Consider the following 23,795-nt stretch of genomic DNA (forward strand, 5'->3'; position numbering starts at 1 on the left):
AGCCAAAAAAATGGGGGCATTAGCCCCCATTAAATGTGATGAGAATGCAGTAACCGCGATTATAGGATAAAACGGCTCAGATCTTCATCTGCCACTAACGCATCCAGGTGTTTACCCACATATTCTGCGTCAATGGTAATGGTTTGACCGTTCAGGTCGCTCGCATCATAAGAGATATCTTCCATCAGGCGTTCCAGCACCGTGTGCAGACGACGCGCACCGATGTTCTCGGTGGTTTCGTTGACCTGCCAGGCCGCCTGGGCGATGCGTTTGATACCGTCTTCGGTGAACTCAATGTTCACGCCTTCGGTCGCCATCAGCGCTTTGTACTGTACGGTCACAGACGCGTTTGGCTCGGTCAGGATACGTTCGAAATCTTCAGTGGTCAGCGCCTGCAGCTCAACGCGGATAGGCAGACGACCCTGCAGTTCCGGGATCAGGTCAGACGGGCTGGCAATCTGGAACGCACCGGACGCGATAAACAGGATGTGGTCCGTTTTAACCATGCCGTGCTTGGTGGAGACGGTGCAGCCTTCAACCAGCGGCAGCAGGTCGCGTTGCACGCCTTCACGGGAGACATCCGGGCCGGACGCGTTTCCGCGTTTACAGATCTTATCGATTTCGTCGATAAACACGATACCGTGCTGCTCAACCGCGTCGATCGCATCCTGCTTCAGCTCTTCCGGGTTCACCAGCTTTGCTGCTTCTTCTTCAATCAGCAGCTTCATCGCATCTTTGATTTTCAGCTTACGCGCTTTCTGTTTCTGACCGCCCAGGTTCTGGAACATGGACTGCAGCTGGCTGGTCATCTCCTCCATGCCAGGAGGTGCCATGATTTCCACACCCATTGGCGCGGCGGCGAGATCGATCTCAATCTCTTTGTCATCCAGCTGGCCTTCGCGCAGCTTTTTGCGGAATGCCTGACGTGCCGCAGACGGTTCAGCCTGCTGTTCAGCCTGGCCCCAGTTGTTTTTCGCCGGCGGGATCAGCACGTCAAGAATACGCTCTTCAGCCATCTCTTCCGCGCGATAGCGGTTTTTCTCGATCGCCTGAACGCGAACCATCTTGATTGCCGAGTCGGTCAGATCGCGGATGATAGAGTCAACTTCTTTACCTACATAGCCCACTTCGGTGAACTTAGTGGCTTCAACTTTGATGAACGGCGCGTTAGCCAGTTTCGCCAGACGGCGAGCGATTTCGGTTTTACCGACACCGGTTGGGCCGATCATCAGAATGTTTTTTGGCGTCACTTCATGGCGCAGCTCTTCGTCGAGCTGCATGCGGCGCCAGCGGTTACGCAGAGCAATAGCCACGGAACGCTTGGCGTTATCCTGGCCGATAATATGTTTGTCCAGTTCGCTGACAATTTCGCGTGGGGTCATTTCAGACATGGGAGATCCTTACGCTTTAGAGGTCAATTCTTCGATGGTGTGGTTGTGGTTGGTATAGATGCAGATATCACCCGCAATATCCAACGCCTTCACAGCGATATCACGCGCATTCATGTCGGTATTCTCCAACAGTGCGCGAGCCGCAGCCTGGGCATAAGGGCCGCCAGAGCCGATGGCAATCAGGTCGTTTTCCGGCTGAATGACGTCACCGTTACCGGTGATGATCAGCGATGCGGTTTCATCGGCCACGGCCAGCAGCGCTTCGAGTTTGCGCAGCATGCGGTCGGTTCGCCAGTCTTTCGCCAGCTCCACGGCGGCTTTCACCAGATGACCCTGGTGCATTTCCAGTTTACGTTCAAACAATTCAAACAGCGTGAAAGCATCAGCCGTGCCGCCTGCAAAACCGGCGATCACTTTGTCGTTGTATAAACGACGGACTTTTTTCACGTTGCCTTTCATTACGGTATTACCCAGCGTGGCCTGGCCATCACCGGCGATTACCACGTGGCCGTTACGGCGTACACTTACTATTGTTGTCACGAGCAGACCCCCTGGTTACAGAATCGGGAAACAGAAGCCCTGAGCCTGTGCTCAGGGCTGAATAGAAAGATAGATGGGGGGGAATTTGGGGGTTTCAACCCCCGGAAGCAAGTCGGATGCAGTTTGTGTGACCGGCGACTTTCAAACGAGAAATGGTGCCATCGGCATTTTCTTTGCCTTTGACCGGGCCAATCACCACGCGATTCCAGCCGTTATTGGTGGTAATGCGCGAGTCAAATCCTTCAAATGCCAGCTGAGCACGGACCGTTTCGGCCTGCTCGGCACCTTTGAACGAACCGCACTGCACCATCCAGCGGCGTTCGTCTTTCTTCTCAGCCGTTTGCTTCGGTGCCTCGGTCTCTTTGGTGACCGGTGCGGCCTGCTGTGTTTTCGGCTGCTGCGCGGTGGTATGCGCAGGCGTCTGCAGCAGATCCTGATACGGTTGAGCCGTTTGCTTCTGCGTCTGGGCCTTTGGCTGCTGAGCAGGCTGAGACTGCGCCGTTCGCGTTTGCGGCTGCTGGTACGGCTGTTCCGTCACGCGCGGCTGCGCTTTAGGCTGCTGTACCGGCTGGTTTTGCGTCCACTGCTGCTGTTGTTGTTGCTGCTGAATCTGTGCCTGACGCTGGCGCTGCAGTTGCAGTGTTTGCTGACGCTGCGCCGGCGTTTGTTCATTCCACGGCACTTCATTCAGCTGCGTAGGCTGCTGGCGCATATCTGCCTGCATCTGTGCCAGCAACTGACGCTGTTCGTCCGTTAGCTGATCGGCATTTTTCACCTCGCCACCGGCGGATGGCTCGGTCGGCGCACGCACGCCAGGCTGACGGCTTTCCAGCTCTTTAATATAGCGCCAGCGCTCTTCAGGCTTCGGTGGCAGACCATTTCCAACCACTTTGTTGCCCTGAAGGGCCTCAGCCTCTTCTTTTTTATGGTGCGTGATAAAGTACAGGCCGCCGATGAAGGCCACCAGTACCGCCGCAGCAATAGCGACCATTGCTGGCGAGACAGCAGGCAGGTTACGTTGCTTTTTCTTTGCGCTACTCTTTTTGCGTCGCGAAGGTGCCGGCTGGCCGCGACGTACATAATCTCGTTGTGCCACTATCGTTTCGCTGTATTTATTCGTTCGTCAGTCCGCCATGTTACTTAAGCGGCGGGGCTTTGACCAGATAAGGGTGTCCTAAAGACATTTACTTTAAGTCAATGCCTGGGTAGAACCACGAATAATCAGTTCGCAGTCCAGCAATCTCGATCCGCTGCTAACTGTTTGACCCTGCAACTGATCGAGCAAAAGAAGCATCGCTTCACGGCCAATGTCGTAGCGTGGTTGCGAAACGGTTGAGAGCGGGGGATCGCAAAATTCTGAAAGCGAAATATTATCGAAACCGATAATCGACAAATCTTTCGGTATGCGCAGGCCGCGGCGTTTCGCATACGATAATGCCCCCAGCGCCATCACGTCGCTGTGGCAGAACACTGCGGTAGGCGGCTCAGGCAACGCCAGTAGTTTTTCCAGCGCCTGACCACCGGCTTCGAAGGAAAAATTACCGCGCGCAATGTAGTGCGGATCAACCGTCACGCCGGTTCGGCGAAGCGCCTGAACATAGCCCTGCAGGCGATAGTGACACAGCGGCATCTCTTCTGGCCCGGCAATGCAGCCAATCCGTTTATGCCCCAGCTCCTGCAGGTAGTTAACGGCGTTGAACGCGGCGGTCAGGTTATCAATATGCACCGTTGGCAGTTCCAGCTCCGGCGCAAACTCGTTGGCCATCACCATCGGCGGTAAATTGCGCTGCTCTTCAATGCTGGCATCAAACGGCAGGCGCGAACCAAGCAGCAGCATGCCGTCGATCTGCTTGGTGATAATGAGGTCGATAAAGGTTTTTTCCTGCTGATTCTGGTGCGCGCAGTCGCCAATGAGCACCAGATACCCTTGCTCCGCAGCGGTCACTTCGATGCCGCGAATAATTTCGCTGAAGAAGGGATCGCAGATGTCCGGCACAATCACCAGGATGGTCCGCGACTCATTACGTTTAACGTTACGCCCCATCGCCTGCGGGAAATACCCCACTTCCAGCGCGGCCTGTTCTACCCGGTTGCGGGTCGCCTGAGAGACTTTATCCGGGTTCATTAATGCGCGGGACACGGTTGCCGTAGAGACTTGTGCTTTCTGGGCAACGTCTTTCATGGTCGCCGTGGCAACCTCTTTCCTGGACTTCAACGTCTTCTCCTCGCCTGAACACCGAACTTCTGACGCCACCATTTTTACAGATAGTTAATGGAATCGGTTACAGAATTTTCATAAAAAGTGTGAGGGACGTTAAATTTTTCGATCCGGCTTCAGCCTTCGATGGGATCAACGTCAAGCACCCACTTCACTTTGCGCGCTTCTGGCAGGGTGTTGATCAAGGCCAGCGTGCCGCTGACGATGTGCTGTAAACGGATGCGCGAAGGGTGTTGCAGCAAAATCTGCCAGCGAAAACGTCCGCCGCGCTTGGGGGCCAGCGCCGGAACCGGCCCTAAAATCCACAGTTGATTATCAACCAGCGGGCTGGCCTGCAGAAGGTTTCTCAACTGCTGCAGGAAAAGCGGCGCCTGCTGGTTGTTATGATCTTCCGCGCGGATGATCACGTGGCTGGTCCACGGGGGAAGCTGCATGGTCTGGCGTTCAGCCAGCGCCTGCTCGGCAAAGGCGTCATAGCCTTTGTGCAGCAGGGTTTGCAGCAACGGATGCTCAGGATGGTGCGTTTGCAGTACCACTTCGCCCTGTTTCCCGGCGCGTCCCGCGCGTCCGGCCACCTGGGTATAAAGCTGGGCAAAACGCTCGGCTGAGCGGAAATCGGCAGAGAACAGTGCGCCATCGACATCCAGCAGGGCAACCAGCGTCACGTCCGGGAAGTGATGACCTTTGGCCAGCATCTGGGTGCCAATCAGGATGCGCGCGCCACCGCGATGCACTTCTGCCAGCTGCTGCTCCAGCGCCCCTTTACGGCTGGTGGTGTCCCTGTCGATTCGGGAAATGGGCACATCCGGGAAGAACGGCTCCAGGGCCTGTTCCAGCTGTTCAGTGCCCAGACCGACCGGCACGATGTGCGTTGACCCGCACGACGGGCACTGACGCGGCACCGGGCGCTGGCTGTCGCAGTGGTGGCAGCGCAAATGGCGCTGGGCCTGATGGAAGGTGTAGTAGTGGTCGCAGCGCGGGCATTCTGCGATCCAGCCGCAGTCGTGACACAGCAGTGCCGGGGCAAAGCCGCGTCTGTTGAGGAACAAAATAACCTGATTGCCCGCCTGCAAATGCTGACGCATCCGGGTGATAAGGACAGGTGCTAACCCCGCCTGCACCTGCTGACCTTTCAGGTCCAGCACGTGTTGAATGGCCGGACGCGCATTCCCCGCGCGACGCGTCAGGCGCAGCATATGGTATTTACGCTGACGAACATTATGCAGCGTTTCGAGCGCCGGGGTAGCAGAGCCCAGAATAATGGGGATTTGCTCGCTGTGCGCGCGATAGACGGCCAGATCGCGGGCGTGATACCGCCAGCCTTCCTGCTGCTTATAAGAGCTGTCGTGTTCTTCATCAATGACGATGACGCCAAGATTTTTGAACGGTGTAAACAGTGATGAACGGGTGCCAATCACGATCGCCGCTTCGCCGTTTTTCGCTTTCAGCCAGGCGCTGAGGCGTTCGCTGTCATTCAGGCCAGAGTGCAGCACCTCAACCGGCGCATTAAACCGCTCGCGAAAGCGCGCGATGGTTTGCGGCGTCAGGCCAATTTCCGGCACCATCACCAGCGCCTGTTTGCCCTGCGCGAGCACGTTTTCCAGCACACTGAGATAGACTTCTGTCTTGCCGGAACCGGTGACCCCGGCCAGTAGCCAGGCGGAGAAATGGCCGGAGGCACTGTGGATCGCCCCCACGGCGGTGGCCTGCTCGGTGTTCAGGCGCAGGCGATCGCCCGAGACGGAAAATCGCTCCCGCCAGTCATACAGGGCCGGAGCCTCGCTTGCCAGTTCGCTCAGCCCTTTTTTTCGTAGTGCCTGGAGCGCGGTTTCGCTGACTTCCATCTCATCGACCTGATGGCGCCAGATTTTCCCCTGACGCAGGGCGGCCAGCGCCTGCTGTTGTTTCTGGGAGCGCTTCAGGCTGTTAATGTCCACCGCCTGGCCCTGTTCGGTCGCAAACCAGTACCACATTGGCGCGTGGCTGGCGCTTTTGCCCTGGCGCAGCATAATCGGTAAAGCGTGGAACAGAACATCGCCAATCGGATGATGATAATAATCCGCCGCCCATAGTAGCAGTCGCCAGGTGCTGGTGGAGTAAACGGGCTCGCTGTCGAGCACCTCAACGACCGATTTCAGTTCGTTAAGCGGCAATTCGCTCTTGTCGCTGACGGAGACGACGATCCCTACGCGCTGCTGTTTGCCAAAGGGCACGGTCACGCGACAGCCCGCTTTAACGCTCATGCTGTCGGGCAGCAGATAATCAAACGTGCGGGGAAGCGGAACGGGCAGGGCAACGTGAGCGACGGGCATCGAATCTTCCTGACTTGAAAAGTGGCGCGTTAGTATACACATTAGTGAAAGCGGCGTGCGGATCAGTTTGCATACGTTGGTCAAATTCTGTATGATTCGCCGCCTTTGGTGTACTTTACGCCAAAGAACTTACATTCAACATCGCGTGGTGTCTGGCGTTAGGGCTGGAAGAGCGACGCGGCCTTAACTGAGGTTCTCCCATGAAAAAAGATATTCACCCGAAATACGAAATGATTACTGCAAACTGCTCTTGCGGTAACTCTATCCAGATCCGCTCTACCGTGGGTCACGATCTGAACCTGGACGTGTGCGGCAAATGCCACCCGTTCTACACTGGTAAGCAGCGTGACGTTGCAACCGGTGGCCGTGTTGACCGCTTCAACAAGCGTTTCAGCATCCCGGGCGCTAAATAAGTTTCCCGAAAAAAAGGCACCGCAAGGTGCCTTTTTTGTATCCGCTTATCAGTATTCCCACGTCTCCGGGTCGATACCCAGTTCACGCATGATCACCTTCGCCTCTTCCGGGATTTCGTCGCTACGCTCTTTGCGCAGGTCGTCATCGTTCGGCAACGGTTGGCCGGTAAACGCATGCAGAAACGCTTCGCACAGCAGTTCGCTGTTGGTTGCGTGGCGCAGGTTGTTCACCTGACGACGCGTACGTTCATCGGTGAGGATCTTCAACACCTTCAGAGGAATGGAAACCGTAATTTTCTTTACTTGCTCACTCTTCTTACCGTGCTCAGCGTATGGGCTGATATATTCGCCGCTCCATTCAGCCATGAGATACCTTTAATCCTCTCAGTCATTAATCTAAAGGTGCAAAACCTGTAACCGTCGGTTTTGAACCGTAAACCTGCGTAGTTTACCGTAGAGACGATACCGTGGCACGGATATTGCCGCTGCAGCGTGCACTAAAGCATATAATTTTAACGGCTATTTGCGCATTGCTCAATCTATACGCAAAGAAGTTTAGATGTCCAGATGTATTGACGTCCATACTTTCAATGTTTACTCTGGTGCCTGACTTTTCACCTAATTAGCCAGGAAGCCTTCACCATGACGCGTAAACAGGCCACCATCGCAGTGCGTAGCGGATTGAATGATGACGAGCAGTACGGCTGTGTTGTCCCGCCGATTCATCTTTCCAGTACCTATAATTTCACCGGATTTAATGAACCCCGTGCGCATGACTACTCGCGTCGTGGCAACCCTACGCGTGATGTTACCCAGCGCGCGCTGGCGGAACTGGAAGGTGGCGCAGGGGCAGTATTAACCAATACCGGCATGTCTGCCATTCATCTGGTGACTACCGTGTTCCTGAAGCCGGGCGATCTGCTGGTTGCGCCGCACGACTGTTACGGCGGCAGCTATCGTCTGTTTGATAGCCTGGCAAAACGCGGCTGTTACCGGGTACTGTTTGTCGATCAAAATGACGAACAGGCGCTGAAACAGGCGCTGGCAGAGAAGCCGAAGCTGGTGCTGGTGGAAAGTCCAAGCAATCCATTGTTGCGCGTTGTCGATATTGCGAAAATTTGTCAGCTCACAAGGGATGCGGGAGCGATAAGTGTAGTGGATAATACGTTCCTCAGTCCGGCCCTTCAGAACCCACTGGCGCTGGGTGCAGATCTGGTATTGCATTCATGCACTAAATATCTGAACGGTCATTCTGATGTCGTCGCGGGCGTGGTGATTGCAAAAGATCCCGACGTTGTCACCGAACTGGCATGGTGGGCCAATAACATTGGCGTCACCGCCGGAGCCTTCGACAGCTATCTGCTGTTACGCGGGATTCGTACGCTGTCGCCGCGTATGGAGGTGGCACAGCGCAATGCCCAGGCGATTGTCGATTTCCTGAAAACGCAGCCGCTGGTGAAGAAGCTTTATCACCCGTCGCTGCCTGAAAACCAGGGGCACGAGATTGCCGCGCGTCAGCAGAAAGGGTTTGGCGCGATGTTAAGTTTTGAACTGGACGGTGACCAGCAAACGCTGCGTCGCTTCCTGAGCGGGCTGTCATTGTTTACGCTGGCGGAATCGTTAGGTGGGGTTGAAAGTTTGATCTCCCACGCCGCGACCATGACGCACGCAGGTATGGCACCAGAGGCACGTGCCGCCGCCGGGATTTCTGAGACGTTGCTGCGGATCTCAACCGGTATTGAAGATTCTGAAGATTTAATTGCCGATCTGGAAAATGGCTTCCGGGTCGCAGCCAAGGGGTAATCATGAGTGTGATAGCGCAGGCAGGGGCGAAGGGTCGTCAACTGCACAAGTTTGGTGGTAGTAGTCTTGCTGATGTGAAGTGTTACCTGCGCGTTGCAGGGATCATGACAGAGTATTCACAGCCGGGTGACATGATGGTTGTCTCCGCGGCGGGCAGCACCACCAACCAGCTGATTAGCTGGCTGAAATTGAGCCAGACCGATCGCCTCTCTGCGCATCAGGTGCAACAGTCCTTACGCCGTTACCAGAGCGAGCTGATTGCCGGTTTGCTGCCTGCAGACGTGGCGGATGGGCTAATTAGCGCTTTTACGCATGACCTTGAGCGTCTGGCCGCCCTGCTGGACAGCGGTATTACCGATGCGGTGTACGCCGAGGTGGTGGGTCACGGTGAAGTGTGGTCTGCGCGCCTGATGGCCGCCGTGCTGCAACATCTGGGCGTTGAGGCTGCCTGGCTCGACGCGCGTGATTTCCTGCGTGCCGAACGCGCCGCACAGCCACAGGTGGACGAAGGTCTATCCTACCCGCTGTTGCAACAGTTGCTGGTACAGCATCCGGGTAAACGCATTGTGGTGACCGGCTTTATCAGCCGCAGCAATGCCGGGGAAACCGTGCTGTTGGGGCGTAACGGCTCTGACTACTCGGCGACGCAAATCGGTGCCCTGGCGGGCGTGTCCCGCGTCACCATCTGGAGTGACGTCGCCGGTGTTTACAGTGCTGATCCACGTAAGGTGAAAGACGCCTGCCTGCTGCCGCTGCTGCGCCTGGATGAAGCCAGCGAGCTGGCACGTCTGGCCGCGCCGGTTCTGCACGCGCGTACGCTGCAGCCGGTTTCCGGCAGCGATATCGATTTGCAGTTGCGCTGCAGTTACACCCCGGATCAGGGCTCCACGCGCATCGAACGCGTGCTGGCATCCGGTACGGGGGCGCGTATTGTCACCAGCCACGACGACATCTGCCTGATTGAGTTCCAGGTCCCGGCGGGCCAGGACTTCAAACTGGCGCATAAAGATATCGACACGATCCTCAAACGTGCTCAGGTGCGTCCGCTGGCGGTTGGCGTACATAACGACCGTCAACTGCTGCAGTTCTGCTACACCGCCGAAGTGGCGGACAGCGCGCTAAAAATTCTGGATGAAGCGGGCCTGCCGGGCGAGCTTCGTCTGCGTCAGGGGCTAGCGCTGGTGGCGATGGTGGGCGCGGGCGTCACCCGTAACCCACTGCACTGCCACCGCTTCTGGCAACAGCTGAAAGGGCAACCGGTTGAATTTACCTGGCAGTCGGAAGAGGGCATCAGCCTCGTTGCCGTCCTGCGTAAAGGACCAACTGAGAGCCTGATTCAGGGTCTGCATACCTCTCTGTTCCGTGCGGAAAAACGCATCGGCCTGGTGTTGTTCGGTAAAGGCAACATCGGTTCTCGCTGGCTGGAGCTGTTCGCGCGCGAGCAGGTCACGCTCTCAGCACGTACCGGCTTTGAATTTATCCTCGCCGGGGTGGTGGACAGCCGCCGCAGTCTGTTGAACTACGAGGGGCTGGATGCCAGCCGCGCGCTTGCCTTCTTTAATGATGAAGCGGTTGAACAAGACGAAGAGGCGCTGTTCCTGTGGATGCGCGCGCACCCGTATGACGATCTGGTGGTGCTGGACGTTACTGCCAGCGAACAGCTTGCCGATCAGTATCTTGATTTCGCCAGCCACGGTTTCCACGTCATCAGTGCGAACAAACTGGCGGGGGCAAGCAGCACCGATAAGTACCGTCAGATCCACGACGCGTTCGAAAAAACCGGTCGTCACTGGCTCTATAACGCCACCGTAGGCGCGGGTCTGCCGGTTAACCATACCGTGCGCGATCTGATTGAAAGCGGCGACAGCATTCTGGCGCTGAGCGGTATTTTCTCCGGTACGCTCTCCTGGCTGTTCCTGCAGTTTGATGGCACCGTACCGTTCACTGACCTGGTGGATCAGGCGTGGCAGCAGGGGCTAACCGAACCCGATCCCCGCGTCGATCTTTCCGGTAAAGATGTGATGCGTAAGCTGGTGATCCTGGCGCGTGAAGCCGGTTATGACATTGAACCCGGCGCTGTTCGCGTCGAGTCGCTGGTGCCGGCAGGCTGCGAGGAAGGATCCATTGATCACTTCTTTGAAAACGGTGATGAACTGAACGAGCAGATGCTGCAACGTCTGGAAGCCGCAAACGAGATGGGGCTGGTGCTGCGCTATGTGGCGCGTTTCGAGGCCAACGGTAAAGCGCGTGTGGGGGTTGAGGCGGTGCGTCCTGAACATCCGCTGGCGGCGCTGCTGCCGTGCGATAACGTCTTTGCAATCGAAAGCCGCTGGTACCGCGATAACCCACTGGTGATCCGTGGCCCGGGTGCAGGGCGTGATGTCACCGCCGGGGCGATCCAGTCGGACATCAATCGTCTCGCTAAGTTGCTGTAATCCCGCGTGTTCCCTCTCCCGGTGGGAGAGGGCCAGGGTGAGGGCAAGCAACCGCACTCACCCCATCATGAATTTCCTTCATCTTCCCTGAGCATTCCTCACCGTTATTGTTGATTATTTCTGTTGACGTCACTCCGCTTTTCCGTCATTTTTACATCTGGACGTCTAAACGTATAGAAGTTCACAACACAACAAACAACGACACGCGAAAGATAGAGGTAAGGTATGAGCTTTTTTCACGCCAACCAGCGGGAAGCCCTGAATCAGAGCCTGGCCGAAGTAAATGGCCAGATTAACGTCTCTTTTGAATTTTTCCCGCCGCGCACCAGTGAAATGGAGCAAACCCTCTGGAGCTCTATCGATCGCCTGAGCAGCCTGAAACCGAAATTTGTCTCCGTGACCTACGGCGCGAACTCCGGCGAGCGTGACCGTACGCACAGCATTATTAAAGGCATTAAAGACAGAACCGGTCTGGAAGCGGCGCCGCATCTGACCTGTATCGACGCCACCGGTGACGAGCTGCGTGCTATCGCCCAGGATTACTGGAATAACGGGATTCGTCATATCGTCGCCCTGCGCGGCGACCTGCCGCCGGGTAGCGGTAAGCCCGAAATGTATGCGGCGGATCTGGTCGCGCTGCTGAAAGACGTTGCCGATTTTGATATCTCCGTGGCGGCGTACCCGGAAGTGCATCCGGAAGCGAAAAGCGCTCAGGCCGACCTCCTTAACCTGAAGCGTAAAGTGGATGCCGGTGCGAACCGGGCCATTACTCAGTTCTTCTTTGATGTGGAAAGCTACCTGCGCTTCCGCGACCGCTGCGTTTCTGCGGGTATCGACGTGGAAATCATCCCGGGTATTCTGCCGGTCTCTAACTTCAAACAGGCGAAGAAATTTGCCGATATGACCAACGTACGCATTCCGCTGTGGATGTCCAAAATGTACGAAGGGCTGGACGATGATCCGGAAACACGCAAGCTGGTGGGTGCCAATATCGCAATGGACATGGTGAAAATTTTAAGTCGGGAAGGGGTAAAAGATTTCCACTTCTACACGCTGAACCGCGCGGAAATGAGCTACGCCATTTGTCATACGCTCGGTGTTCGCCCGGCGTAATAAACATCAAGCCCTCCTGAATGGAGGGCTTTTTAGTCTGGCTAAAAGTTAAAAGGTATTAGCTATCGAATCTGTGGATTAATTCAACTATATCTTATTGCTAGTGGTGTATATCGTAACGGTAACACTGTAAAAGGGAGCATAGCGATGAGCACGTCAGACGAGAGCAATAAAGCGGCATCAGTCGGCAAATGCCCGTTCCACCAGGGCGGCGTCGATCACAGCGCGGGGGCAGGTACAGGCAGCCGCGACTGGTGGCCAAAACAACTCCGCATCGATCTTCTTAACCAACATTCCAATCGTTCGAACCCTCTGGGTGAAGACTTCGACTACCGCAAAGAATTTAGCAAGCTGGATTACTCCGCCCTCAAGGGCGATCTCAAAGCACTCTTAACCGACTCTCAACCGTGGTGGCCTGCCGACTGGGGCAGCTATGCGGGCCTGTTTATTCGCATGGCCTGGCACGGTGCAGGAACCTATCGTTCCGTCGACGGGCGCGGCGGTGCCGGACGCGGTCAACAGCGCTTTGCGCCGCTGAACTCCTGGCCAGATAACGTCAGTCTGGATAAAGCTCGCCGTCTGCTGTGGCCGATCAAGCAAAAATATGGTCAAAAAATCTCCTGGGCCGACCTGTTTATTCTTGCGGGTAACGTGGCGCTGGAAAACTCCGGCTTCCGCACCTTTGGTTTTGGTGCCGGGCGTGAAGATGTCTGGGAACCGGATCTCGACGTTAACTGGGGGGATGAAAAAGCCTGGCTGACACATCGTGACCCGGAAGCGCTGGCGAAACGTCCGCTGGCGGCCACTGAAATGGGGCTGATCTACGTTAACCCGGAAGGACCAAACGCCAGCGGTGAACCGCTGTCCGCGGCGGCAGCCATTCGCGCCACCTTCGGTAACATGGGAATGAACGACGAAGAGACCGTGGCGCTGATTGCCGGGGGGCATACGCTCGGTAAAACTCATGGTGCGGGTGAAGCAACGCACGTTGGCACAGACCCGGAAGCGTCTCCGATTGAAGCGCAGGGCCTGGGCTGGGCCAGCACGCACGGTACCGGTATTGGCGCTGACGCCATTACTTCCGGTCTGGAAGTCATCTGGTCACAAACCCCGACCCAGTGGAGCAACTACTTCTTCGAGAACCTGTTCAAATACGAATGGGTACAAACCCGTAGCCCGGCCGGTGCGATTCAGTTTGAAGCCGTGGACGCGCCTGAGATCATGCCAGACCCGTTCGACCCGTCGAAAAAACGCAAACCGACTATGCTGGTTACCGACCTGACGCTGCGTTTTGACCCGGAATTCGAAAAAATTTCCCGTCGCTTCCTGAACGATCCGCAGGCTTTCAACGAAGCCTTCGCCCGCGCGTGGTTCAAACTGACCCACCGCGATATGGGGCCAAAATCGCGTTATCTTGGCCCGGAAGTGCCGAAAGAAGATCTGATCTGGCAGGATCCGCTGCCGGAGGCAGTATTCAATCCGACCAAAGAGGACATTGAGAGCCTGAAGGCGGAAATTGCAGCAACCGGGCTCTCCGTCAGCGAACTGATTTCCGTGGCATGGGCGTCAGCCTCTACCTTCCGCGGCGGTGACAAGCGTGGCGGTGCCAACGGTGCACGTCTGGCGCTTGCGCCTCAGCGCAACTGGGATGTTAATGCCGCAGCCGTACGTGCATTGCCTGCTCTGGAAGCTATTCAGCGCACCACCAATAAAGCCTCACTGGCCGATATCATCGTGCTCGCGGGTGTGGTAGGCGTTGAGCAGGCGGCGAAAGCGGCAGGCGTTTACGTCACCGTACCGTTCACGCCGGGCCGTGTGGATGCACGTCAGGATCAAACGGATATCGATATGTTTAACCTGCTTGAACCGATTGCTGACGGTTTCCGTAACTATCGTGCGCAGGTTGATGTTTCCACCACCGAATCGCTGCTGATTGATAAAGCCCAGCAGTTGACGTTAACCGCACCAGAAATGACGGTGCTGATCGGCGGCCTGCGCGTACTGGGTGCAAACTTTGACGGCAGTAAAAATGGTGTGTTCACCAACCGCGAAGGCGTGCTGAGCAATGACTTCTTCGTGAACCTGCTGGATATGAACACCCAGTGGAAGGCGACCGATGAATCGAACGAGCTGTTTACCGGAAGCGATCGCACCAGCGGTGAAGTGAAATACACCGCCACTCGCGCTGACCTGGTCTTCGGCTCTAACGCTGTCCTTCGCGCGCTGGCAGAGGTGTACGCCAGCAGTGATGCTCACGAGAAGTTCGTTCGCGACTTCGTTGCAGCGTGGGCGAAGGTGATGGATCTGGACCGTTTTGACGTGAAATAAACATTGAGCCGGGTACGCGTAGCGCACCCGGCTTTTTTGTTACTCCCACTCCTGCAGGAAACGCTGTCCATACTGGTCGGCAACCAGCAGTGCCGCGTAAACCTGATCCGGCGACACGCCACCCGGCATGTTGTGGATGGTCTCTCCCTCAGCGCAAGACGCTTCGGCAATCAGGCGCATTTTGGCCGGAATGTCTTCTTTGATATTCAGCTGCGCCAGCGTGATCGGCAATCCAACGCTGTGGCAAAGTGCCGCGACGGTTTCGATCTCCTCAACCGGCGCGTTTTCCAGCACCAGTTGCGTCAGCGTACCAAACGCCACTTTTTCACCGTGGTAGAAGTGATGCGCATCCGGCACTGCCGTCATCCCGTTGTGAATGGCATGCGCTGCCGCCAGCCCGCCGCTTTCAAACCCTACGCCGCTCAGATAGGTATTGGCTTCGATAATGCGTTCCAGCGCCGGGGTTACTACGTGCTGCTCGGCGGCCAGCATCGCTTTCTCGCCCTCTTCAATCAGCGTGTTGTAGCACAGCTCGGCAAGCGCTAACGCGGCCTGTGTGCACTTGCCGCCCGCCATGGTGGTCGCGCCACTGCGGGAACAGGCACGCGCTTCAAACCAGGTGGCAAGGGCATCACCAATTCCGGCGGCCAGCAGACGCGGCGGCGCACCAGCCACCACTTTGGTGTCGACAATCACCATATTGGGGTTATGCGGCAGCATCAGATAGCGTTCAAATTCGCCGCTGTCGGTGTAAATCACAGAAAGGGCGCTGCACGGGGCATCGGTGGAGGCGATAGTCGGGGCGATAGCGACCGGCACGTCCATAAAATGTGCCAGCGCTTTGGCGGTATCCAGCGTTTTACCGCCGCCAATGCCCAGCACCGCCATGCAGTCCGCACTGTCGGCCAGTTTTTTCAGACGATCGATCTCATTTTGCGAACATTCGCCGCCAAACGGCGCGATTTCGGCATGTAGCTCTGCATTTTTAAAACTCTGGCGCAGGGTCTCTTCGGCAAAACCCAGCACAAATTTATCGCCAACAACCAGCCAGCGTGTAGCCAGAGGTTTCAGATAGTCGCCGAGACGGGTGAGAACATCAGCGCCCTGGATATATTTCCCCGGCGATTGAATGATACGGTCCATAACATATCTCCCTTAGAGGTTGAGGTTACCAAACGCGTTTTTCCAGTCCTGCTCGAACTTCTCTATTGCTGACTCTACCGCCGGCGTGCCGAGCATTTGTTGCGCTACATCTAAGGGAAGCGTGATTGCTTCACATCCGGCGAGCAGGCAGTCCAGCGCCTGGCGTGGCGTTTTGAAGCTGGCTGCCAGCACCTTGCTCTCCGGTGCATGCTGTTCCAGCAGGGATTGCAGCTCCTGAACCATGCGAATGCCGTCCCCGCCCTGGGCATCCACGCGGTTTACGTATGGCGCGACATATATTGCCCCGGCCAGCGCGGCCAGCAGGCCTTGCGCGGCGCTGTACACGGCGGTACCCAGCGTAGTGATGCCCGCTGTTTTTAGCGCCTTAATGGCGATAAGCCCCTGGGCGGTGACCGGGATTTTCACCACGATATCCGGGATAGCATTGCTCAGGCGTTTGGCTTCGGCCACCATGCCTTCTGCGTCGCGGCTCATTGTCTGGGCGAACAGCCTGCCTTTCGGTCCAATGGCGTTTTGCAGGCGCGGCAGCACCTCCCAGATTGACTCACGGCTGGCGGCAATGATGCTCGGATTGGTGGTGACGCCTGCAAGGGGGAAAACGCGCGCAAGGCGTTCTACTTCTGCCACGTTGGCGGTATCCAGATACAGTTCCATTATTTTTCCTCGTTTTAGAGTTCTAATTCGTGTTGCAGCAGGGAAGCGATAGCCTCCTGGGAACTGGCATTAACCAGAGCACTGCGAAAATCGTTATGCATGATGCGACGGGCCAGGCGGGAGAAAATACGCATATGCTGGTCGCCAGCAGCGTGTTTATTCAGCGTCAGCATGATGATGAATTGCGCCTCCTCGTCACCCCACGTAACGGGCGCTTTCAGGCGTGCGACGCTGATAGTGGATTGCTCAATGTGTTCTGATTTGCTGTGTGGAATGGCGAATCCAAAACCCAACCCGGTGGAAAATACGGCTTCGCGTGCCCATAAATCGGCTTCCAGCTTGCGCGGATAGCGGCATCGCCCGGCGAGCAAAATGTTATCGGTCATGCCTTTCATGACCTCTTCTTTACTGTTCCAGTCGTTATCCAGAGAAATACAGCGTGGCGTCACCAGTGGCGTATCCTGCTGATTCATACGGAACTGGGCGAGCAGATGTTCTACTTCAAGCGAGGTGCGACACGCCATGGCCTGGTTCAACAGCTGGCGACAGGCGCGGCTATCAAGCTGCGCCAGGCGTGCTTTGGTGGCAGGAATGGCAGGGGAGCCCATGCTCAGTTCGTCCAGCCCCAGCCCCACCAGCAGCGGCAGTACCGACCCTTTCGCGCCTAACTCACCGCAGAGGCCAATCCACTTACCCTGACGGTGAACGGCCTGCACCGCGTAGTCCAGCGCCCGCAGGAAGGCGGGGTTCAGGCTGTTGTAATGGCGCGTGACTTTGGCGTTGTCGCGGTCGACGGCAAGCAGATACTGTGTCAGGTCATTGCTGCCGATGCTAAAGAAATCAATCTCTTCGCAGCACTGATCGATGATGAACATCACCGAGGGGACTTCCAGCATAATGCCGAGTGGGATTTTCTCATCAAACGGAATATGTTCAGCCCGGAGCTGCTGCTTCGCGTCGGCGAGCTTCTCTTTCACCCACAGGATCTCCTCCATGGAGGAGATCATCGGGATCATAATTTTAAGGTTTCCGTGGGCAGAGGCGCGAAGGATCGCCCGAAGCTGGGTCGTGAACAGCGAAGAATACTCTTCATATATGCGTACGGCGCGGTAGCCGAGGAAGGGATTGTTCTCAGCTGGAATATTCAGGTACTCCACCGGCTTGTCGCCGCCGATATCCATAGTACGCACAATAATGCTACGGCTATTTGCACTTTCCAGTGCCTGACAGAAAATGTTGTATAACTCGTTTTCGCCGGGTGCGCTGGCACGATCCATATAGAGCATTTCGGTGCGGAACAGGCCCACGCCTTCGGCACCATTTCCAAATGCTGCCTGGGCCTCCACCGCGTGGGCAATATTGGCGGCAATTTCTACCCGTAGGCCGTCGGCGGTTCTGGCTTCACGGTCAAGCCAGACGCGCTGTTGCTCGCGTATCGCCTGCTGGACGCGCGCTTCCTGCTGATAGTAACGCGCTACGGCGTCACTGCCATTGACGACCACCGCACCGGCATTGCCGTCCACAAATACAGGCTGATTGCGCCATTGCAGCAGGCTTTCACTGTTGACGCCAACCAGCGTCGGAATATTGAAGGAACGCGCGAGGATCACGGTATGCGAGGTGGTGCCGCCACTTTTCAGCAGCAGTCCTTTTAGCTGCGTTTTATCGAGTTCAAGAAACTGACCGGGAGTCAGATCGTCAGCAAGGCAGATGCTCGGCTGCGTCAGCTGGCCGTGAGCCGGGAAACGCGCTTCACCATAGATATGTTGTAAAAGCTGGTAGCAGATGTCGCGCACGTCGAGCACCCGCTCCTGCAAATAGGTGCTACTGGAACGGGAGAACGTGTCGCAGAAATGGTTCGCCGTGGCGATGATGGCCTGGGCGCAGCTTAGACCCTGGCTGACCCCTGACAGGAGGTGCTGACGCAGCGAGGTATCTGTAGCCAGCGAGCGGTGGGCTTCAAGAATAGCGCTGGCAGTACTGTCGCTGTCCAGGGCGCGCAGCTCAATGTGTTTGATCAGCTGCGTCAGGCCATTATCCAGCGCCGACTGCTCAGCTTCCACGCTTTGCGCGTCGGGCAAATCGGTCAGGGCGTTGAGATCCAGCGAGGACAATAACGTCAGGACGCCATGTGCACTCCCGCTGCATACCGGAGTAGCGCGAAACAGCGTCGGGTTCAGGCGTGTCAGGGATTCAGGTAAGGGATCCAGTTCCGTGCTGATTACCCCTTCAAGCGGCGCGTCGCAATGCGGAAACTCCTCTCTTAGCCACAGCTCCAGCCGCTGCCGGGCATGCTGCTCGTCTTCACCGTTTATCACCAGGCGACAGGCATCGCCTGCCAGCGTATCGGTACCAATCAGCGCCAGCGCGCTTTTGGCGTCGCCTTTACGATCCGTACGCAGGTTATGCCACTCAATTTGCGAGATAAACGTGTTGCACAGCGTTTCTACATGACTTGCAGGACGCGCGTGAACGCCGTTGGGCAATTCACAGGTAAATTCCACTACCAGAGCCATACACACTCCTGAAACTAATCGTCAATTATGCGGAACAGCATACGAGCGTGATGATGAGGCGCGCCATGTGACAAAACTGCCAAAAACTGGACAAATGTAATGTCACCTTAAAATTGAGATTTCACTCACAAGTTGTGACTTTTTGCGTAATGCGAAGTCGATGAGAAATGTCGAGGCGGATCGCATTTTCATTCCGATATTACAAAAATCCAGTAAATGGCCTTTTTGTCTCCTGTCCGCCGTCTTCCTGATTGCCTATTGTTTGCCACAACATCTTTGTGGATAAAGGCCTGGAGCGGCATATGAAAGCGTTGGTGCATATTCTCAAGAACACGCGACAGCATCTGATGACAGGGGTGTCGCACATGATCCCGTTTGTGGTCTCGGGCGGCATTCTGCTGGCGGTTTCGGTCATGCTATACGGCAAAGGTGCGGTGCCCGATGCCGCAACCGATCCCAATCTGAAAAAGCTCTTTGACATCGGTGTGGCGGGTTTAACACTGATGGTGCCATTCCTCGCCGCCTATATTGGTTATTCCATTGCAGAACGCGCCGCGCTTGCTCCCTGTGCTATTGCCGCCTGGGTGGGCAACAGCTTCGGTGCAGGGTTCTTTGGCGCAATTATCGCCGGGATTTTCGGTGGCATTGTCGTCTGGTATCTGAAAAAGCTGCCCGTGCCGAAAGTGCTGCGTTCCGTTATGCCTATCTTCATCATCCCGATTATCGGCACGTTTATTACCGCAGGCATCATGATGTGGGGACTGGGCGAGCCTGTAGGCGCGCTTACTACCGGTCTCACTCAGTGGCTGCAAGGCATGCAGCAGGGCAGCATTGTAGTACTCGCCATTATTATCGGTCTCATGCTGGCGTTCGACATGGGCGGCCCGGTCAACAAAGTGGCTTATGCCTTCATGCTGATTTGCGTTGCGCAAGGCGTCTATACCGTCGTTGCAATTGCCGCCGTGGCCATTTGCATACCGCCGCTGGGGTTAGGCCTGGCAACGCTTATCGGCCGTAAGAATTTTACCGGTGAAGAACGTGAAGCAGGTAAAGCGGCGCTGGTGATGGGCTGCGTGGGTGTCACCGAGGGAGCGATTCCGTTTGCCGCAGCGGACCCGCTACGCGTGATTCCTTCCATTATGTTGGGCTCCGCCTGCGGCGCGGTCACGGCTGCGGTTATGGGCGCGCAATGCTATGCCGGATGGGGCGGGTTAATTGTGCTTCCCGTGGTGGACGGCAAGCTCGGCTATATCGCGGCGGTTGCCGTGGGTGCAGTGGTGACGGCGGTCAGCGTCAACGTGCTAAAGCGTATTGCCCGAAAGAACACAAAGCAGGTCGAGGAAAAAGAGGATGACCTGGATCTGGATTTCGAAATTAACTGAGTGAGGAAGAGAACATGGCTCGAATTATCGCAGTAACCGCATGTCCGTCTGGCGTTGCCCATACCTATATGGCTGCCGAAGCGCTGGAAAGCGCCGCAAAAGCGAAAGGCTGGGAAGTGAAGGTAGAAACGCAGGGGTCGATTGGTCTTGAGAACGAACTGACGGCAGAGGATATCGCCGCAGCAGATATGGTGATCCTGACTAAAGATATCGGCATTAAATTCGAAGAGCGTTTTGCCGGGAAAACCATCGTGCGCGTCAATATCAGCGACGCGGTAAAACGTGCCGACGCCATCATGAACAAAATCGATGCCCACCTGGCGCAAACCGCCTGATGCTCTCCCGCCCTTCGGGGCGGGCTGGTTTTTTCCGTTACAGGAGTTCCCTCATGACGAATCGTATACCGCGTTTGAAAAATGCGCTCTTTGCCAACCCTCGCGAGATCTCGCTTGAACGTGCGCTGCTCTATACAGCCAGCCATCAACAGACGGAAGGCGAACCGGTTATTCTCCGTCGCGCGAAAGCAACGGCGCACATTCTCGACCATGTGGAAATCGCGATTCGTGATGAAGAACTGATTGCCGGAAACCGCACCGTTAAGCCGCGTGCAGGCATTATGTCTCCGGAGATGGATCCCTACTGGTTGCTTAAGGAGCTGGACCAGTTCGCCATCCGTCCGCAGGATCGCTTTGAAATCAGCGATGAGGATAAGCAGACCTACCGTGAGGTGCTGTATCCCTATTGGGAAAACCGGTCGATGAAGGATTTCATCAACAGCCAGATGACGGAGGAGGTGAAGGCCGCCGTAGGGACGCAGATTTTTAGCGTCAACCAAACGGATAAAGGGCAGGGGCATATCATTATTGATTATCCTCGCCTGCTTAATAACGGGCTGGGCGCGCTGGTGGCGGAAATGCGTGAACGCTGCGCTCGTGATACGCAAAACACGTTCTATGCAGCGGCGCTCATTCTGCTCGAAGCGTCCCAGCGCCATATTCTGCGTTATGCGGCGCTCGCTGAAGAACTGGCTCAGAGCAGCGATGCTACTCGCCGCGAAGAATTGCTGGCAATGGCCGACATCTCGCGACACAACGCACAGCATAAGCCGCAAACCTTCTGGCAGGCGTGTCAGCTGTTCTGGTACATGAACGTCATTTTGCAGTACGAATCTAACGCCAGTTCGCTCTCCATCGGGCGTTTTGATCAGTATATGCTGCCGTTTTATCAGGCCTCGTTAACGCAGGGAGACGATCCAGCGTTTCTGAAAGAGTTGCTGGAGTCGCTGTGGGTGAAGTGTAACGATGTGGTGCTCTTGCGCTCGACCAGCAGTGCCCGTTATTTTGCCGGGTTCCCGACCGGGTATACCGCGCTGCTGGGTGGCCTGACGGAAAACGGGCGTAGCGCGGTGAACGTGCTTTCGTTCCTGTGTCTGGATGCCTACCAGAGCGTTCAGCTTCCCCAGCCTAACCTCGGCGTACGGGTAAACGAACTGATCGACCGGCCTTTCCTGCTGAAAACAGCGGAGACTATTCGGCTGGGCACCGGCATTCCACAGATTTTTAACGATGAAGTGATAGTACCTGCCTTTTTGAATCGCGGCGTGTCGCTGGAAGATGCGCGTGACTATGCGGTTGTCGGCTGCGTTGAACTGTCGATTCCAGGGAAAACTTACGGCCTGCATGATATCGCCATGTTTAACCTGCTGAAGGTAATGGAAATCGCCATGCAGGAGAACGAAGGTAATAGCGGGCTGACGTACGAGGGGTTAATTGAACATATACGCGCCAGGATTAATCACTACATTGCACTGATGGTGGAAGGAAGCAACATTTGCGATATCGGCCATCGCGACTGGGCGCCTGTGCCGTTGCTCTCCTCCTTTATCAGCGATTGTCTGGAAACGGGGAAAGACATTACTGACGGTGGCGCGCGCTATAACTTCTCCGGCGTGCAGGGGATTGGTATTGCTAATTTGAGCGACTCGCTTCACGCCCTGAAAGGGCTGGTGTTTGAACAGCAGCGCTTAAGTTTTGACGAGCTGCTGGCGGTGTTAAAAGCGAATTTTGCCACCCCGGAGGGCGAAAAGGTACGCGCGCGGCTGATCAATCGCTTTGAGAAATACGGTAATGATATCGACGATGTCGACAATATCAGTGCGGAACTGCTGCGCCATTACTGTAAAGAGGTCGAAAAATACCGCAACCCGCGTGGTGGAATCTTCACGCCTGGCTCGTATACCGTCTCCGCCCATGTGCCGCTTGGCGCGGTCGTGGGGGCTACGCCGGATGGCCGCCTGGCGGGTGAACAGCTGGCAGATGGAGGGCTTTCTCCGATGCTCGGCCAGGATATGCAAGGGCCGACGGCTGTGCTGAAGTCGGTGAGCAAGCTGGATAACTATCTGTTATCTAACGGTACGCTGCTAAACGTTAAATTCACCCCCGCCACGCTGGAAGGCGATGCCGGGTTGCAGAAGCTGGCGGACTTCCTCCGTGCGTTTACGCAGCTTAAGTTACAGCATATCCAGTTCAACGTGGTCAACGCGGAAACCCTGCGTGAGGCGCAGCGGCGTCCTCAGGATTTTGCCGGGCTGGTGGTACGCGTTGCCGGCTACAGCGCCTTCTTTGTTGAGCTGTCGAAGGAGATCCAGGATGACATTATCCGTCGGACCGCGCATCAGCTGTGACGTCGTTGAAACACGCGCCGACGTAGCGCGTATTTTCAATATTCAGCGTTATTCGTTGAACGACGGAGCAGGTATTCGCACGGTAGTCTTCTTCAAAGGCTGTCCTCACCGTTGCCCGTGGTGCGCCAATCCTGAGTCGATCTCGCCGAAAATAGAGACGGTTCGCCGGGAGAGCAAATGTTTGCACTGCGCTCCCTGCCTGCGTGATGCGGACGAGTGCCCGTCCGGCGCGTTTGAACGCATCGGACGCGACGTGACGCTGGATGAGCTGGAACGCGAAGTGATGAAGGATGACGTCTTCTTTCGCTCATCGGGAGGCGGGGTGACGCTGTCAGGCGGGGAAGTATTAATGCAGGCACCCTTTGCGACGCAGCTGCTTAAGCGTTTGCGCCGCTACGGTATTCATACCGCTATTGAGACGGCGGGAGATGCGCCCCTGTCCCGATTGCTGCCGCTGGCTCGCCAGTGTGATGAAGTACTGTTTGACCTGAAGATTATGGATCCTGAGCAGGCACGTTCGGTGACGGCAGTAAATCTTCCCAGAGTGCTGGAAAACCTTACGCAACTGGTGGCCGAAGGCATAAACGTCATCCCCCGTGTGCCGCTTATTCCGGGCTATACGCTAACTGACGCCAACATGGCGAGCGTGCTGGCATTTTTATTGCCTTCAGGGATACGGCAGCTGCATTTATTACCGTTTCACTCTTATGGTGAACCAAAATACCGTCTGCTTGGGCAACAATGGTCGATGCGGGAGTTGAGTCCTCCGACAGCTGACGAGGTCGCGGCAATGCGCCGTATGGCCGAAGATAAAGGGTTTCATGTCACCATTGGAGGTTAAAA

18 protein-coding genes are annotated in these 23,795 nt (G+C 56.2%); 9 read left to right on the plus strand and 9 right to left on the minus strand.

Annotation, left to right across the window (positions count from 1 at the left end):
- Window positions 1-59 precede the first annotated feature (59 nt).
- The 5 genes from hslU to priA all read right to left on the minus strand — a co-directional run bounded on the left by hslU (window position 60) and on the right by priA (window position 6,461).
- Entirely contained in the window at window positions 60-1,391 is a 1,332-nt protein-coding gene (gene hslU, locus APU11_RS12890; RefSeq protein WP_013099313.1) for an HslU--HslV peptidase ATPase subunit, read from the minus strand.
- 9 nt (window positions 1,392-1,400) lie between these two features.
- On the minus strand, window positions 1,401-1,931 hold the full coding sequence (gene hslV / locus APU11_RS12895) for an ATP-dependent protease subunit HslV (protein ID WP_008501802.1): 531 nt from the start codon (window positions 1,929-1,931) through the stop codon (window positions 1,401-1,403).
- 94 nt (window positions 1,932-2,025) lie between these two features.
- A complete protein-coding gene (gene ftsN / locus APU11_RS12900) occupies window positions 2,026-3,027 on the minus strand; it encodes a cell division protein FtsN (RefSeq protein WP_028028089.1) in 1,002 nt (333 codons plus the stop codon).
- 93 nt (window positions 3,028-3,120) lie between these two features.
- On the minus strand, window positions 3,121-4,146 hold the full coding sequence (gene cytR, locus APU11_RS12905; RefSeq protein ID WP_013099311.1) for a DNA-binding transcriptional regulator CytR: 1,026 nt from the start codon (window positions 4,144-4,146) through the stop codon (window positions 3,121-3,123).
- 119 nt (window positions 4,147-4,265) lie between these two features.
- Entirely contained in the window at window positions 4,266-6,461 is a 2,196-nt protein-coding gene (gene priA / locus APU11_RS12910; RefSeq protein WP_058651857.1) for a primosomal protein N', read from the minus strand.
- Between the two features lie 200 nt (window positions 6,462-6,661).
- Here priA and rpmE point away from each other — a divergent pair, with 200 nt between their 5' ends.
- Complete coding sequence (gene rpmE / locus APU11_RS12915) at window positions 6,662-6,874, plus strand: 50S ribosomal protein L31 (RefSeq protein ID WP_003862040.1); 213 nt, start codon at window positions 6,662-6,664, stop codon at window positions 6,872-6,874.
- A gap of 48 nt (window positions 6,875-6,922) precedes the next feature.
- Here rpmE and metJ read toward each other — a convergent pair whose 3' ends face one another.
- Window positions 6,923-7,240 (minus strand): met regulon transcriptional regulator MetJ, encoded by a 318-nt coding sequence (gene metJ, locus APU11_RS12920; protein ID WP_003862042.1) that lies wholly within the window; start codon window positions 7,238-7,240, stop codon window positions 6,923-6,925.
- A gap of 276 nt (window positions 7,241-7,516) precedes the next feature.
- Here metJ and metB point away from each other — a divergent pair, with 276 nt between their 5' ends.
- The 4 genes from metB (at window position 7,517) to katG (ending at window position 14,553) form a co-directional block, all read left to right on the plus strand.
- Window positions 7,517-8,677 (plus strand): cystathionine gamma-synthase, encoded by a 1,161-nt coding sequence (gene metB, locus APU11_RS12925; RefSeq protein ID WP_058651859.1) that lies wholly within the window; start codon window positions 7,517-7,519, stop codon window positions 8,675-8,677.
- Between the two features lie 2 nt (window positions 8,678-8,679).
- Window positions 8,680-11,112 (plus strand): bifunctional aspartate kinase/homoserine dehydrogenase II, encoded by a 2,433-nt coding sequence (locus APU11_RS12930; RefSeq protein WP_029882892.1) that lies wholly within the window; start codon window positions 8,680-8,682, stop codon window positions 11,110-11,112.
- Between the two features lie 225 nt (window positions 11,113-11,337).
- Window positions 11,338-12,225, plus strand: a complete 888-nt coding sequence (gene metF, locus APU11_RS12935) for a methylenetetrahydrofolate reductase (protein ID WP_013099307.1) — start codon at window positions 11,338-11,340, stop codon at window positions 12,223-12,225.
- A 147-nt stretch (window positions 12,226-12,372) separates the two neighbouring features.
- On the plus strand, window positions 12,373-14,553 hold the full coding sequence (gene katG, locus APU11_RS12940) for a catalase/peroxidase HPI (protein ID WP_058651861.1): 2,181 nt from the start codon (window positions 12,373-12,375) through the stop codon (window positions 14,551-14,553).
- A 39-nt stretch (window positions 14,554-14,592) separates the two neighbouring features.
- Here katG and APU11_RS12945 read toward each other — a convergent pair whose 3' ends face one another.
- From APU11_RS12945 to ptsP, 3 genes are read right to left on the minus strand one after another with little or no spacing between them, the layout of a single operon-like run.
- On the minus strand, window positions 14,593-15,696 hold the full coding sequence (locus APU11_RS12945; RefSeq protein WP_013099305.1) for a glycerol dehydrogenase: 1,104 nt from the start codon (window positions 15,694-15,696) through the stop codon (window positions 14,593-14,595).
- A 12-nt stretch (window positions 15,697-15,708) separates the two neighbouring features.
- On the minus strand, window positions 15,709-16,371 hold the full coding sequence (gene fsa / locus APU11_RS12950; protein ID WP_058651863.1) for a fructose-6-phosphate aldolase: 663 nt from the start codon (window positions 16,369-16,371) through the stop codon (window positions 15,709-15,711).
- Window positions 16,372-16,385: 14 nt separating this feature from the next.
- The gene (ptsP, locus tag APU11_RS12955) at window positions 16,386-18,887 is read right to left on the minus strand and encodes a phosphoenolpyruvate--protein phosphotransferase (protein WP_058651865.1); all 2,502 of its coding nucleotides are present in this window, start codon (window positions 18,885-18,887) and stop codon (window positions 16,386-16,388) included.
- A gap of 302 nt (window positions 18,888-19,189) precedes the next feature.
- Here ptsP and APU11_RS12960 point away from each other — a divergent pair, with 302 nt between their 5' ends.
- From APU11_RS12960 to APU11_RS12975, 4 genes are read left to right on the plus strand one after another with little or no spacing between them, the layout of a single operon-like run.
- Window positions 19,190-20,269 (plus strand): PTS fructose transporter subunit EIIC, encoded by a 1,080-nt coding sequence (locus tag APU11_RS12960; protein WP_020686915.1) that lies wholly within the window; start codon window positions 19,190-19,192, stop codon window positions 20,267-20,269.
- Window positions 20,270-20,283: 14 nt separating this feature from the next.
- Window positions 20,284-20,604 carry a PTS fructose-like transporter subunit IIB gene (locus APU11_RS12965; protein WP_029882888.1) on the plus strand — a complete coding sequence of 107 codons (321 nt, stop codon included), beginning with the start codon at window positions 20,284-20,286 and terminating at the stop codon, window positions 20,602-20,604.
- Window positions 20,605-20,657: 53 nt separating this feature from the next.
- Complete coding sequence (locus tag APU11_RS12970) at window positions 20,658-22,952, plus strand: formate C-acetyltransferase (RefSeq protein WP_058651867.1); 2,295 nt, start codon at window positions 20,658-20,660, stop codon at window positions 22,950-22,952.
- On the plus strand, window positions 22,918-23,793 hold the full coding sequence (locus APU11_RS12975) for a [formate-C-acetyltransferase]-activating enzyme (protein WP_058651869.1): 876 nt from the start codon (window positions 22,918-22,920) through the stop codon (window positions 23,791-23,793). The genes APU11_RS12970 and APU11_RS12975 overlap by 35 nt, the downstream gene beginning before the upstream one ends.
- The last annotated feature ends 2 nt before the right edge of the window (window positions 23,794-23,795 follow it).

It is taken from the genome of Enterobacter sp. 50793107, assembly GCF_001463365.1.
Lineage (GTDB): Bacteria > Pseudomonadota > Gammaproteobacteria > Enterobacterales > Enterobacteriaceae > Enterobacter > Enterobacter cloacae.